The organism is Sulfitobacter sp. PM12 (assembly GCF_045586035.1).
Classification (GTDB): domain Bacteria; phylum Pseudomonadota; class Alphaproteobacteria; order Rhodobacterales; family Rhodobacteraceae; genus Sulfitobacter; species Sulfitobacter pontiacus.
Window position 1 is genome coordinate 1 of record NZ_CP151530.1, and the last position, 13763, is coordinate 13763.

12 protein-coding genes and 4 pseudogenes are annotated in these 13763 nt (G+C 59.2%); 7 read left to right on the plus strand and 9 right to left on the minus strand.

Features of this window, described 5'->3' with window-relative positions; genetic code table 11:
• The 4 genes and pseudogenes from repA to AADW22_RS14885 all read left to right on the plus strand — a co-directional run.
• Nucleotides 1-1194, plus strand: a 1194-nt coding sequence (repA, locus tag AADW22_RS14870) for a plasmid partitioning protein RepA (RefSeq protein ID WP_009827042.1), incomplete at its 5' end; no start/stop codon positions are given.
• Nucleotides 1178-2107 carry a plasmid partitioning protein RepB gene (repB, locus tag AADW22_RS14875; RefSeq protein WP_100161449.1) on the plus strand — a complete coding sequence of 310 codons (930 nt, stop codon included), beginning with the start codon at nt 1178-1180 and terminating at the stop codon, nt 2105-2107. The genes repA and repB, both read left to right, overlap by 17 nt.
• A gap of 213 nt (nt 2108-2320) precedes the next feature.
• Entirely contained in the window at nt 2321-3532 is a 1212-nt protein-coding gene (repC, locus tag AADW22_RS14880) for a plasmid replication protein RepC (protein ID WP_037954835.1), read from the plus strand.
• A 179-nt stretch (nt 3533-3711) separates the two neighbouring features.
• A pseudogene (locus AADW22_RS14885) lies at nt 3712-5070 on the plus strand (ParB/RepB/Spo0J family partition protein); the annotation flags it as partial.
• A 97-nt stretch (nt 5071-5167) separates the two neighbouring features.
• Here the strand turns inward: AADW22_RS14885 and AADW22_RS14890 are convergent.
• Nucleotides 5168-6265 (minus strand): tyrosine-type recombinase/integrase, encoded by a 1098-nt coding sequence (locus tag AADW22_RS14890; RefSeq protein WP_084353840.1) that lies wholly within the window; start codon nt 6263-6265, stop codon nt 5168-5170.
• Between the two features lie 156 nt (nt 6266-6421).
• Here AADW22_RS14890 and AADW22_RS14895 point away from each other — a divergent pair.
• Nucleotides 6422-6814, plus strand: a pseudogene (locus AADW22_RS14895) (DUF1403 family protein); the annotation flags it as partial.
• On the opposite strand, the gene AADW22_RS14900 reads toward AADW22_RS14895, so the two are convergent.
• The 5 genes and pseudogenes from AADW22_RS14900 to AADW22_RS14920 all read right to left on the minus strand — a co-directional run bounded on the left by AADW22_RS14900 (nt 6704) and on the right by AADW22_RS14920 (nt 8538).
• Nucleotides 6704-7003 carry a hypothetical protein gene (locus AADW22_RS14900; RefSeq protein WP_407474632.1) on the minus strand — a complete coding sequence of 100 codons (300 nt, stop codon included), beginning with the start codon at nt 7001-7003 and terminating at the stop codon, nt 6704-6706. The pseudogene AADW22_RS14895 and the gene AADW22_RS14900 sit on opposite strands and share 111 nt — an antisense overlap.
• Before the next feature lie 30 nt (nt 7004-7033).
• Nucleotides 7034-7543 (minus strand): annotated as a pseudogene (locus tag AADW22_RS14905) (AMP-binding enzyme); the annotation flags it as partial.
• Nucleotides 7528-7683: pseudogene (locus AADW22_RS14910) on the minus strand (alcohol dehydrogenase catalytic domain-containing protein); the annotation flags it as partial. The pseudogenes AADW22_RS14905 and AADW22_RS14910, both read right to left, overlap by 16 nt.
• A 280-nt stretch (nt 7684-7963) precedes the next feature.
• Nucleotides 7964-8284 carry a hypothetical protein gene (locus AADW22_RS14915; RefSeq protein ID WP_407474601.1) on the minus strand — a complete coding sequence of 107 codons (321 nt, stop codon included), beginning with the start codon at nt 8282-8284 and terminating at the stop codon, nt 7964-7966.
• 29 nt (nt 8285-8313) lie between these two features.
• Nucleotides 8314-8538, minus strand: a complete 225-nt coding sequence (locus AADW22_RS14920; protein ID WP_407474602.1) for a hypothetical protein — start codon at nt 8536-8538, stop codon at nt 8314-8316.
• Between the two features lie 726 nt (nt 8539-9264).
• On the opposite strand from AADW22_RS14920, the gene AADW22_RS14925 reads away from it, so the two are divergent.
• On the plus strand, nt 9265-9456 hold the full coding sequence (locus tag AADW22_RS14925; protein ID WP_407474603.1) for a hypothetical protein: 192 nt from the start codon (nt 9265-9267) through the stop codon (nt 9454-9456).
• 92 nt (nt 9457-9548) lie between these two features.
• Nucleotides 9549-10514, plus strand: a complete 966-nt coding sequence (locus tag AADW22_RS14930; RefSeq protein WP_216339803.1) for a hydroxyacid dehydrogenase — start codon at nt 9549-9551, stop codon at nt 10512-10514.
• Nucleotides 10515-10542: 28 nt separating this feature from the next.
• Here AADW22_RS14930 and AADW22_RS14935 read toward each other — a convergent pair whose 3' ends face one another.
• From AADW22_RS14935 to AADW22_RS14945, 3 genes are read right to left on the minus strand one after another with little or no spacing between them, the layout of a single operon-like run.
• Nucleotides 10543-11379, minus strand: a complete 837-nt coding sequence (locus AADW22_RS14935) for a MaoC family dehydratase N-terminal domain-containing protein (protein WP_216339805.1) — start codon at nt 11377-11379, stop codon at nt 10543-10545.
• 3 nt (nt 11380-11382) lie between these two features.
• Nucleotides 11383-12477 carry a CaiB/BaiF CoA-transferase family protein gene (locus AADW22_RS14940; protein WP_216339808.1) on the minus strand — a complete coding sequence of 365 codons (1095 nt, stop codon included), beginning with the start codon at nt 12475-12477 and terminating at the stop codon, nt 11383-11385.
• Nucleotides 12477-13640: an acyl-CoA dehydrogenase family protein gene (locus AADW22_RS14945; protein WP_216339810.1), complete on the minus strand. Its 1164-nt coding sequence runs from the start codon at nt 13638-13640 to the stop codon at nt 12477-12479. Before AADW22_RS14945 ends, AADW22_RS14940 begins: the two co-directional genes overlap by 1 nt.
• Nucleotides 13641-13763: the final 123 nt, after the last annotated feature.

A 13763-nucleotide genomic window follows, 5' to 3' on the forward strand; every position in this document is an offset into this window, starting at 1 on the left:
ATGAGCGAAGCAGAACAGGATCTTGATATCGCCATCGGGCACTACGCGGAACTTCTCGCGTCGAACCTGCATGCTCAGCGCGCTGCGCACTTCCCACCAGATGCAAAGAAGGTGATGCGCACTTTGACCAGCGGCGAAGCTGCTGAGCTCCTTGGCGTCGACCATACCTATCTTCGGAAGCTTCATCGAGAAGGAAAGATCGTTGACGTCGAGACGACGGCGGGAAGTCATCGCCGCTATACGCTCGACGATATCTGGGAAATCCGGCAGACGCTTGAAGGAAATGCAAAAAAGTCTGGAACTTACGTGCCTGGGCGTCGCGACGGTGACGAGCTTCAAGTCATATCAGTGGTGAACTTCAAGGGCGGCTCCGGCAAAACGACGACGTCTGCTCACCTCGCTCAGCGCTTGGCGCTAAAGGGGTACAGGGTTCTTGCGATCGATCTCGACCCCCAAGCATCTCTTTCGGCTCTTCATGGAATCCAGCCAGAACTCGACCTTATGGAGGGCGGAACCCTCTATGATGCCGTTCGCTACGACGATCCGGTTCCGATCGCCGAAGTGATCCGCAAGACTTACATCCGCGGCCTTGATCTTATCCCGGGCAACCTTGAACTCATGGAGTTCGAGCACGAGACGCCTGCTGCTATCCAGCGAGGCGGAGCGAAGGCGTTCTTCGCGAGAGTTCATGACGCACTCGATAGTGTTGAAGCAAACTACGACGTTGTTGTGATCGACTGCCCGCCGCAGCTTGGTTTCTTGACGATGTCAGCACTTTCTGCGTCCTCGGGTGTCCTCGTGACGGTTCACCCGCAGATGCTTGACCTCATGTCGATGTCTCAATTCCTGCGAATGACTGCGGATCTCCTGGGAGTGATCAGGGATGCAGGCGCAAATCTGCGCTTCGATTGGCTGCGCTTCTTGCCAACGCGATACAAAGTCGGCGACGCGCCACAAACCGAAGTCATCGCCTTCATTCGCGGGCTGTTTGGGAGGTCGGTCCTGACCAATCACATGGTTGAATCGACCGCAATATCTGATGCCGGCTTGACCAAGCAAACGCTCTACGAAGCTGACAAAAAGGACTTCACGCGTCAGACGTTTGATCGTGCGATCGAATCCATGAACGCAGTGAACGATGAGATCGCTGAAATCATCCAGAACACATGGGGTCGGAATGGCAAGAAAGCCTAAACTTGGCCTGCCGCTGCAGACCCTTCGCAACGCTCCTGACGCTCTTGAAGGGCGCCGACTGCGTGGCGGTGTATTTGAGATCGATCCGGCGCAGATCCTTACCGAAGGACGGTTGGATGACAGGCTTCAGATTGAAGTTGAGGGCCTGAAGAACTCTATTTCCAAGAACGGTCAGCGTGTGCCCGTCTTGGTGCGCCCACTGGAAGGCGATCGCTACAACCTGATCTATGGCCGCAGACGCTTGGAAGCATGTCGCGAACTCGGTATCAAAGTTCGAGCCATCGTCACAGAGGTTGAGAGTGATCAAGCGCTTCGAGATCAGCTTCTCGAGAACCAAGAGCGTCGTGATCTGAGCTTTATTGAGCGTGCGCTCGTTGCGACGGCACTTCTGGACGGTGATCATTTGGAAGGGGCTGAGCGCACCAATCGAGGTGTCGCCGAAGTCCTTAACCTCCACGAAGCCGGGGTTTCACAACTCTTGAGTGTCGTTCGGACGGTCGGCGAGGAACTCATCCAGGCAATTGGTGCGGCTCCCGGGATTGGTCGCCCGAGATGGGAAGAGCTCAAAAAGGCTTTGGGTGCCTACGACGGTGATCGAGACCAACTGCAAGCCGTAGCTCATGCAGCCAAGTCCGAAAGTTCCGGCTCGGTCGATGAGGTTTCTGAGCGTGCGTTTCTCGCAGTTCTGGCAGCCGCGAAGAGCGCAGAGAAGAAAGCAAGCCCGTCTAGAAAAGGCGTGCCTGCTTTGGCGATCCCCGGTGTCGGAGCTGCGACGGTCAAGACCAGCCGCCAAGGCAAGCAGCTTAAACTCGATCTGACTACGGATGAACCTGATTTTATCAGCTGGTTGGAGGGCAATGCCCCAAAGCTGATTACCGAGCTTCATGAGCGCTGGAAGCGTTCAGAAGACTGAGGAAGAGCAACCAACAAGAAGGAGGCACGATACAGGCAAAAAGAAAAAGGCCCCGAGAAGCTAGCTTCACGAGACCTTTGTAAGGTTTCGCACCGGGATCAGCCCGCTACAAAATCTCAGTTTTCGCACTTCTGAATGTAGCGTTCTGGCCCCTACCCCGCAAGCGCAAAGCGATTCGCGGGCCCTAGAATTTTTGTCTTCGTGAACATTTTCATGGAGTACACACCAATTTCGCCGTTTATGCGGCCGATTTCGCACGCTCATTTGCGCGTCATCGAGCGACCCGAGGCATCTGTTCCGGCCAGACCCGTTAACAAGTGGGAACTCCTGCGCGAGCTCTCCAAGGCGCAAGCGGCCTTTGGGGTCTCGGAACGTGATCTGACTGTTTTGCAGGGGCTCCTCAGCTTCTTTCCGGACGATGCGCTTGGCGGGAACGCCGAGATGGTCGTCTTCCCCTCGAACAAGGCGATCTGCGAGCGCCTGAATGGCATGCCGTGCTCAACGATGCGTCGTCACCTCGCGCGTCTCGTCGAGGCTGGCTTGCTCCAGCGGCGCGATAGCCCCAATGGGAAGCGCTACGTCCGCAAGCACGGCGAAGACCGCGTCGCCTTTGGCTTCGATCTTTCCCCGCTCTACTGCCAGTCCGAGGAGATAGCACGGGCCGCAGAGGCCGTACGTGAGGCTGAGGAGCGCGTCAGGCGCCTGAGAGAGGTCGTAAGCCTCATGCGACGCGATCTCGCGGCCCTCGCCGAGTTCGGAGACGAGATGCAGCCAGGCCTAGGCTTCTGGGATCAGCTTCGCGACAAGGCTGCCCTCACAGCCCGCGCGCTTCGCCGCAAGCTTTCAATTGAGGACCTCGCGGCCTATCGAGCCGATCTTGAAGCTCTCCTTGACCAGGCACGCAACATCATTGATGGCCCTGAAACAGAAGAAATGAACACCAATGATGCCCAATCTGAGCGTCACCATCATAATTCAAATAAAGAATCTATAGATTTTGAGCCGGCTTTAGAAAAAAGCGGGGCGGCGGCGGGTGTGCCAGATGTGGATACGAATGAGCCGGTGGCTGACGTTGATGAACAGGACACAAGACATCTGCCAAAGATCCCGCTTCACCTAGTGATAGCGGCATGTCCCTCGCTGAAGACCTTCTACCAAGGTGAGATCCGGCATTGGCATCAGCTTTTCGATGCGGCGGGCCATGTGCGGCCAGCCATGGGGATCAGTGCGTCTGCATGGGAAGAAGCACAGCGGTTCATGGGTCCGGAGCAAGCGTCGATCGTCGTTGCTGCGATGCTGGAACGCTTCGCCGACATAAGATCGCCTGGTGGATACTTGCGAGCTCTGACTGCCAAAGCTGCGGCCGGCGAGTTCTCCTGTGGGCCGATGGTCATGGCATTGATTGGGCGACGATCTGCAGCTTAACAGCTGTTAAGGTTGAGAGACTGCGTACTTTTCCGCCACCTCGGGACTGTCGACTTAACAGCTGTTAAAGTCCTGCCTCGCGAGCGTCAGAATATGAGAGGGAAAGGGTTGTTGGTTTGAGGGTGACGGGAAGTGAGATCGGAAGAGTGGCTTCCGGCGCCCGTCGTGGAGGAGATCTGATGGCGAAACCTGCCCAGAAAGTCACCCAGTCCCCGTTCCGGGACATTCCCTTCGACAAGCTCGTGCTGAGCCAGTCCAACGTCCGGCGCATCAAGGCCGGCATCTCGGTCGAGGAACTGGCCGAAGACATCGCCCGCCGCGGGTTGCTGCAAAGCCTGTGCGTCCGGCCCGTTCTGGCGGATGATGGGTCCGAGACAGGCAAGTTCAAAATACCCGCTGGCGGTAGGCGCTTCCAGGCCCTGTCACTCTTGGTGAAGCAGAAGCGCCTGGCCAAGACGACGCCCATTCCCTGCTTCGTGCGGGATGCGAAGTCCACGATCCTCGCCGAAGACGACTCGCTCGCCGAGAACATGAAGCGCGCTGTCCTGCATCCACTCGATCAGTTCCGCGCCTTCGTGGCGCTGCAGGAGAAGGGTCAGGGCGACGAAGAGATCGCAACCGCCTTCTTCGTCAGGCCGCAGGTGATCAAACAGCGCTTGAAACTCGCCGTCGTGGCCCCTGCCCTGCTCGAGCTTTATGCCGAGGATGAAATGACGCTGGAGCAGCTGATGGCCTTGACGGTTAACCCGGATCATGAGCGCCAGGTTCAGGTCTGGGAGGCGATCCGCTCGTCCTGGAACAAGGAGCCCTATCAGATCCGGCGGATGCTGACGGAAACCTCGGTGCGGGCATCCGATCGTCGTGCTGTCTTTGTCGGCATCGATGCCTATGAGTCTGCTGGCGGCACCATGTTGCACGACCTCTTCCAGGGCGATGACGGCGGCTGGCTGGAAGACCCCGCCCTGTTCGATCGTCTGGTCAGCGAGAAGCTTCAGGCTGAAGCCGAAGCCATTGCGACCGAAGGTTGGAAATGGATCGAGGTCTCGCTCGACCTGCCCTATGGCTACAGCCACGGTTTGCGGCGGCTGAGCGGAGACCCGGCACCGATGACGGATGACGAAGGCGCGGCCCATGCCAAGCTTCTTGCCGAATACCGGGCGCTCGAAGAGGAATACGAGGGCCAGGATGAATTCCCCGAGGAAGTCGACGCGCGACTTGGCGAGTTGGAAATTGCGATGGAGAAGCTCGAGACTCGGCCGTTGATCTTCGACGATGAAGAGATCGCGCGGGCAGGGGCTTTTGTGACGCTTTATCGCATGGCGAGCTTGTCGTTAATCGCGGCTTTGTCCGGCCCGAGGATGAGCCTCGGGAATACGCTGATGTCTTCAGCTGTGAACCGACAGCAGGGCGCTGAGCTTTCAACGGGGAGTTACGCGGATGGTATCGGCCACGGTACGGAAATCACTTCTGCTGGTCAAGCGCTTGGCGCGAACGCACGCGACGACGAGGACGATGGTGCGTTGAAGCCCTTGCCTGAGCCCGTTCCCGACACCGAGCAGGCTGAAGATGCAGATCTTCTTGACTTCATCAGCTCAGACCGGCCAAGGATTAATGACAGGATGACAGTTCGCAAGATTACAATCCAGCGGCTTTCGTCAGGTTCACGCGGAAGCGGTCGCGGCGGCGTTGGTAGCGGCGGGTCATCTGTGCCGAAGCGTGGCCAAGGTGCTTCTGCACATACCGCTCGTCCACCTCGGCCGAACTGGCGAGACCTGCGCGCAGAGAATGGCCAGAGAACAGTGCCAGGCGTTCCTTTTCGGGCAGTTCGGATCGGATGCCGGCGTCCAGGACCGTTCGCTTGATCAGCCGCGCGACATGCTTGTCGTTCAGCCTTGTCTCCAGGGCCTTCTTTCCACCCCGAGTGGTGCCGACAAAGACCGGCCCGAAGTCGATCCTGGCGAAGTGCAACCACTGCTCGAGCGCATGCACAGGGCAGCTGGAGTTAGACGATCCCAGACCGATCTCGACCTCGCGCCAGCCGGTCTTGGCGTTGAGCGTCAGCACGGCGCCGTCGTCGAGGATCTCGATCCAGCCGCCTGAATCGGGCGTGTCGTCCTTTCCGACATCCAGGCTGACGATCTCGGAGCGGCGGAGCCCGCCGGCGTACCCGAGGAGCAGGATGGCGCGGTCCCTGAGCCCGCGCAGGTCGTAGGGCAGGGTGGCGACCATCGCGAGGATGTCCTCGGCCAGGATCGCTTCCTTCTGCACCGGCGGACGGGCGTGTTTGCGTTTGATCCCGGCCAGCACTGTTGCGATGTGGCGGTTCTTACGATCGAGGACAAAGCCGCGTTGCGCATAGTTCCAGGCAAGGCCGGAGAGGCGACGTTCGATGGTACTGACCGATAGGGCAGGGGAGGGGCCCGCTCCGGACGCCAGGTCTGCGAGATAAAGCCCGATCATTTCAGGCGACGGGGGCAGAGGCTCCGCGCCCTTCATCCGACACCACCGCGCGAAATGCGCCCAATCCTTGGCATAGGCTTTCAGCGTATTGTCAGAAGCTGCGGCGCGCGCATAATCTCGGGCGGCGTCGACCAGGCGATCAAGGCTGCCGGATCCCGCGACGTGGGCGGGTAGGGAGATGTCGTCGCTTTTTTCTTGATCGCTGTCGCCGTTCTGAGCGATACAAAACGCACCAGAGTTTGATGATGTCGACTTCTCGTCCTCTGAGGGCATTTTCCAGTGAATCCGGTGGTGAAATTAAACTGCGTCCTAGCATATCTCTTGATGTCCGATAATGTAAACTTATCGGACATTATGGCAAAAGATAGAGTGAGGCGTTTTCTGTGCTATTTTCTGGAGAAAAGCGCCGCGATGGTTTAGGCTTCAGTCATGACATTTGCCCGACCGGAACACTCCATCGACACAGACACTCTACCCCGGATGCCCGCATGGGTCACTTCGGCACGTCCTGAAGCCTTTGAAGATGTGGCGTTTTTGTCGGGCGCGGCGCTGAACCACCTGCATCTTGTGTTGGGACTCGAAGAGGTCCCCAAAGCCTTGTTGCGGGATCGGCTGGCGCTGCGAGCGGCCGAGGCCTGTGTCGGGTTTTCTGGTCGTCTGGAAAGAGCCCCAGAGCTGCGCGACGCGATTCATCTTCTGCGCCCTGGCGATCTACCTGGCCCGGCAGGGGAGACATATCTTTCTTGGCGTCGCGCCGCTGAACGACCGGTGTCGGTCAAGGCTCTGGGCCGAGCCTTGCCGGCCTTCGAGCCGGGCCATCTCGGTCTGATAGGCCATCCAGCTTTGCATCCAGTTCCCCAAACCCTGCGGCGAAAGGATTGCCTGAAGGGTCTTGGTCATATCGTCTGTCATCTGGGCGGTTTTCTGGGGGTCGATACCCGCAAACAAGGGATGGGTCTTGGCGGCCTCTTTCATCAATGTGGCAAAGGCGTCAGCGGCGTGTTTATCCATGGCGTGTTCCTTGTTTGCGGTTATGCGGTATCAGCTTCCTGTTTTAACCCGATATTCGTCACGCAGCATCCGTTTGAGCAGCATGCCCGTGGCCGTGCGCGGCAGATCGGTCCGAAAATCGATGCTGCGCGGACATTTGATGGAAGAAAGCCGCGTTCTGCAATGGGAAATCAACGCGTCTTGCAAGGCGGGGGCGCCATCTTGCCCCGGCATCAGCTGTACAATCGCTTTTACCTCCTCGCCGAAATCCTCATTGGGGACGCCGATCACGGCCGCATCCAGAACCGCAGGATGATCCAGCAGGACATTCTCGGTTTCCTGCGGATAGATATTCACCCCGCCGGAAATGATCACGAATGACTTGCGATCCGTGAGGTAAAGATAGCCCTCCTCGTCCACGCGGCCAAGATCGCCAAGGCTGGTCCAGCCCTGCGCATTTGTGGTTGAGGCGGTCTTTTCGGTGCCCGCGTAATAGTCGTGGATGATCGGGCCCCACCAGTCAATCATCTGGTGTTTGAAATTGATCGGGCAGGGCTTGGCGCGCCGCCGGTCCGGTTCTGGAAATAGGTGGGGCAGACGCGGTCGCCCAGGGCCACACGGGTGACACCTTCGCCGATGGCGACGACCTCTCCGACACCGTCGGAAACGGGGATCAGAGGCAGGTTGCCCGTCGCGCGGCCATCCGCCAGATCGGTTTCGGCCCGCGCCATGCCTCAACCGCCATCGTCTATGCGCAATGCAACCGGATCGGCGACAGCCGCCTTCGAGTTTGGTCGCCCGCATCGCTATCGCGGCAAAGTCAGAGCCGGAGGTCTTTTCCGTCAGCGCCGTGCAGGCAGTTTGGCAACCGTCCAGAAAGGCCGGAAGGTATTTCGCCTTGACCTCCGATGCCGCGCATTGTGATAGTTTATGCGTGTTGACGAGCGACATCGCAAAACCGAAATCGGCCGCCGCCAACACCTAAGAGGTCGCGGCCTTTAGGGCATAGCTGTGGCCCCGCCCCCCATCCGCGACTGGAACCTTGATGGCCATCAGGCCCAAGGCGGCGGGCTGCGGGGCAACCACTTGCGCGGCGAAATCACGGATCCGCTCAAGGGTGGCAGCTTGGCGCGGATCACATCCAGCAGCCCGATAATCCCGCGCGGCATAAAGCGCGCCCGCCAGCCCTGCAAACATCGCCGAGGTGACAAAGGCAAAGTAATGCCCCTTGACCTGCAGGCCGGGATAGCCGATGGCCAGCGCGAAAATCGCGGTCACAAAGGGCGCAAGGGTGATGGTCATCCAGACCGGAAGCCCGAAATGCATCCCCATCAAGGCGGTGCAACACGGTTTTCAGCTACGGCACCGGCCGCCTGAACGGTCTTGGTTTTCTCGACAAATACCGTCATGCCAAGGACCAGCGCCGCCGCCAGAATGACGTAAAGCCGCAATTCGGGAATGGTCACGCCGCCGATGTTGAACACATGGTTGAAATTGGTCGTAATGACGATCGGCTCGGCACCAAAGAATTGCAGGCTGATCCCCTCAACCATCATCGTCAGGCCAAGCGCTACGATAAAGGCGTTGATGTGATTGGCCTTTCATACGGGGCGGTAGGCCAAAAGCTCGATCGCGACCCCCAGAACCATACCGACCAGCAACAGCGGAAACCCCTGACCCGTTACAAGAAAAAAAGGTCAGATAGCCGCCGAACATCGATACCGATCCATGCGCGAAATGGGCAATGCCCGGAATGCCAAACACGGTTGTAAGGCCAAGTGCGATCAGCACATAGACACCGCCAATCGCAATGCCATTGATAATTTGTTGAATGATCTCAATCAGTTCACTTCTCTTTTCTCGCTAAACCGCGCAGGGCGGCGGCAATGGCTGCGGTGTCGTCAACATCGCCTGTGGCCTTTAGCGCGTCTTTTTGCGCATAGGTCTGGTCATAGGCATATGGGGGAGCTTGGCGAGGGCGCGATGCCGAATTTCCGGGTGAAATTCTCATGGTAGGCGGTGCCGTTGTCGGTGGCCGAAAACAGGGTCAGCTCTGTCGGGCGCAGGTCCCGGACGCCTTACATCTGGTCGGAATTGGCCACGCGCAGGAATTGGCCACGCTGCCGCTGGTAAAGCCGAAACGCGGCACATCGATGCCCAGTTCGACCGACTGGCGATAGATAAAGGCGGCAGGTTCCACATAGCCGACAACAAGGATCGCATCGGGTTCATGGCTGCTGCTGCCCAGCCGGAAAACCGAGGCCAGAGGGTTGGATTTCAGCGTGGCGCAGGCCCTTAGCCTGATCCAGCCAGAGCTGGACGCGGGCGTTTTGGTTCAGCTCTTTGATCAGACGTTCAAAAGCGCTTTTGCCTATCATCTTGTTGTCCCCAAGGAGACAATCCTGTCGCCCGCAGCAACCGGTTTCAAAGACTGGCTTTTGCCGCTGTGCCGCAGCGGGGCTGATGCTGCGTAAATTCCCCCGCGGCCTCGCCGCTTCATCTGGTCTTTTGCCGTGACAGGTCTTATCGGACCAAAGCCAGCTGAAATGTTTTGAAAGATCCCTGAATGGAAATTGCAGTTATCGGAAATATTCACCCCCGCGGGATCGCGTTTCTGGAAAATACGCCCGGTATCACGCCGGTCATCGTTGACGAGAATGACAGCGCCGGCGTCATCGCCGCCACCCGGACCGCGACCGCGATCCTGGTCCGGACCCTGCCCCTTACGGCCGCGCATATCGACGCTGCGCAAAATCTGAAAATCGTCTCGCGGCATGGCGTGGGGATCGACAATATCGACCTTGAGGCGCTGAACCGCCGTGCGATTCCCTTGACGGTGATCGGGGATCAAAACGCGGTAACGGTGGCCGAACATACGTTTTACCTGATGCTTGCGGCGACCAAGATGGGGTTGCGCTATGACAAGGCGACGCGCGCGGGCGACTGGGGGTTTCGCGATGCGCTGGCCGCGCGCGATCTGGCGGGCAAGACGCTTTTGGTGGTGGGCATGGGCCGGATCGGTGCCTTGGTTGCCAAACGCGCCGAGGCCTTTGGCATGAGGATCGCTTATTGCAACAGATCGACAGGCCCGGGCAGCCATGATCCCAATTGGACCAAGGTCAGCCTTGCCGAGGGGCTGCAAGAGGCCGATGTTGTCAGCATCCATGTTCCCTTGATGCCCGCCACCTGCAATCTGATCGGGGCGGAGGCCTTGGCGATGATGAAGCCCTCTGCGGTGCTTGTCTCCACCGCGCGGGGCGGGGTGGTGGATGAGGCGGCCTTGGCGCGCGCCCTTGCAAGCGGTGAAATTCGTGCAGCCGGTCTGGATGTGTTTGCGCAAGAGCCGGTGTCGATGGACAATCCGTTGCTGGCGCTGGACAATATCATCTTGTCACCACATATGGCCGCGATGAGCGATGATGGCGCGGCGCGTATGGCGCTGACGGCGGCGCAAAACTGTCTGGACGGGATCAACGGGCGGCTGGACCTTTCGCTGGTCGTCAACCCGCAGGTGCTTGTGCAGGCCGGATGATTTGTCCCGACAGGTGGGGTGGCGGGGTCTAATCCCAGCTGGCCCGTGCCTCCATCGCCACTGGCCCGTCCGGTGCGGCGGTCCAGAGCATAAGGTCGTCCCCCTGCCTTTGCGCATGTAAACAAAAGCTGCCCCCGCCGAAAATCGGGGCCATGCTGCGAAACGAAAACCCTGTCGGCGCGCGGCCCATCAGGTCACCGGCATATTGCGCCAAAAGCATCGCCTGCAACGGGCCATGAACCACAAGGCCGGGATAGAATTCCTCCTCCCGCGCATAGGGTTGATCGTAATGGATGCGGTGGCCGTTGAAGGTCAGCGCGGAATAGCGGAACAAAAACGCCGGTGAGGCGCTGATTTCGCGCCGCTCGTCACCTTGGGGGGCAGGGGTCGGCGCAGGATTGGCATTGCCGGTTGGTGCATCACGGTAAACGATGTCTTGTCGCTCGCTTAGGATGGGGCCGTGCGGGCTGCTGAAATCATGGCGCAGGGTCACAAAACACAGCGCGCCCGAACGCCCGCTTTTCATGGTCACATCCTCGATCACCGAGCGACGCGTGATGTCCTCGCCTATCCTTGGTGCCGAGTGAAACCGCAGCGCGCCGCCTGCCCACATTCGGCGTGGCAAGGGCACCGGCGGCAAAAACCCGCCGCGCGTCGGGTGACCATCGGGGCCAAGTTCCGCCGTGGGCACAAGGGGTTGGCACAGGCAGTGATGTGTCAACAGCGGCGCGTCAGCCCCTTCCTCGGTCGGGCCCTGACGGTCAAGCGTGGCATAAAGACGTTGCACCAGCGTCGGTGTCAGAACCTCATGCGCGTGATCTTTGCGTCCGATCCATTGGCGCAGATGGTCGATATCAAGTGTCATACCCTAATCCTCTAACGGGTTCAGTGCGGGCACCGGCCCAAAGCCGTGCGGATCATCGCCCCAGATCGGCGCAGGGGCGGGCATGGAGACCGGCCCCGCCTCGGTTTCCACAGTGATGCGCCGCAGATGCGGGTGATTGGACAGCCCGCCCATATCATTCAGCTGGGCCAGTGCCACATCCGCCCGGCTTAGGGCGGCAACCGCCTGGGGGGCGGTCATACGGGCAAAGGCCGCGCTTATAATTGCGTCGGTCTCCTCGCGGTTTTGTACCCGGTCGATGTTGCGGGCAAAACGCGGATCGGTCACAAGGTCGGGCGCCTGCAAGAACAGATTGCACAGGTTTTTCCATTCCCGATCACTTTGCACCGACAACAGGATCTGCGCGCCATCTTTGGCGGTGAAAACGCCGTAGGGTGCGATGGACGGATGGGCAAGGCCGATGCGTTTGGGACTGTTGCCCGCTTCATGGTTCAAAAGGGGCACCGTCAGCCAATCCGCCATCACGTCAAACATAGAGATAGAGATATTTGCCCCTTGCCCCGTCACCGCACGGCGTAACAATGCCTCAAGGATCGCGGCATGGGCGGTGGCACCCGTGGCGATATCGACAATAGAGATGCCAACGCGGGCCGGTTCGGACGGGCCGCCGGTGATCGAACACAGCCCCGATTCCGCCTGCACCAGCAGGTCATAGGCCTTGCGATCGGCCATCGGCCCACCCTCGCCATAACCCGTGATAGAGCAGCAGATCAGATGCGCAAAATCCTGTGCCAGCCGTTCCGGCCCAAAGCCAAGCCGGTCAAGCGCGCCCCGTTTGAGGTTTTGCACCAGCACATCCGCACCGGCCAGCAGTTCGGCCAGCACCTCTTTGCCCTTGGGCGATGCCAGATCAAGCGTCTGGGAGGTCTTGCCCCGGTTCAGCCAGACGAAATAGCTTGATTGCCCCTTGGCCACGCTGTCATAGCCGCGCGCGAAATCGCCCTCGGGGCGTTCGATCTTGATGACTTCGGCCCCTGCATCGGCCAATCGCGCGGTGCAGAACGGTGCGGCGACGGCCTGTTCAATAGAGACAACCTTGATCCCTTCCAGCGGCCGCATCAGAACGACCTCGGCAGACCAAGGATATGTTCGGCCACATAAGACAGGATGAGGTTGGTTGAGATCGGCGCAACCTGATAGAGCCGGGTTTCGCGGAATTTCCGCTCGATATCATATTCGCAGGCAAAGCCGAAGCCGCCATGGAATTGCAAGCAGGCATTCGCCGCCTCCCATGAGGCTTTGGCGGCAAGGTATTTCGCCATATTCGCCTCGGCGCCGCAGGGCTGGCCCGCGTCATAAAGTTCGCAAGCCTTTTTGCGCATCAGGTTGGCGGCCTCGATCTCGATATAGGCTTCGGCAATCGGGAATTGCACGCCCTGATTCTGGCCGATCGGGCGGCCGAAGACCTCACGTTCCTTGACATAACGCACAACGCGGTCGGTGAACCAATAGCCGTCGCCAATACATTCCGCCGCGATCAGCGTGCGCTCGGCATTCAGGCCGGTCAGGATGTATTTGAACCCCTTGCCCTCTTCGCCGATCAGGTTTTCCTCGGGGATTTCGAGGTTGTCAAAGAACAGCTCATTGGTCTCATGGTTGACCATATTCAGGATCGGCTGCACCCGCATCCCCGATTTCATCGCCTCTTTGATATCGACGATAAAGATCGAAAGCCCTTCGGATTTCTTCTTGACCTCAGAGAGCGGCGTGGTGCGCGCCAAAAGGATCATCAGGTCGGAATGCTGCACCCGGCTGATCCAGACCTTTTGGCCATTGATGACGTACTTATCGCCCTTTTTGACGGCGGTGGTTTTTAGCTGGGTGGTATCGGTGCCGGTTGTCGGCTCGGTCACGCCCATGGATTGCAGGCGCAATTCGCCGCTGGCAATGCGGGGCAGGTATTTCTGGCGCTGTGCCTCTGATCCGTGGCGCACCAGCGTGTTCATATTGTACATCTGGCCGTGGCAGGCCCCCGAATTGCCGCCCGCGCGGTTGATCTCTTCCATGATCACCGCCGCTTCGGTCAGCCCAAGCCCCGATCCGCCGTATTCCTCGGGGATAAGCGCCGCCATCCAGCCCGCTTTGGTCAACGCATCCACGAATTCCTCGGGATAGCCGCGCTGCTCATCGATCTTGCGGTGATATTCGTCAGGGAAATCTGCGCAAAGGGCGCGGACCGCATCGCGGATATCTTGGAAATCATTTGCGTCGTGCTGATACAACGGAAGGCTCCTCGGTGTTTTGGCGTCAAGAGGGGTTTTCCTGATTGTCTGACAGGGCGACTCATTTAACAAATATCTGAATGGCCTTTCAGATATGCCTGATCGGCATGGCCGGTTTGGGCC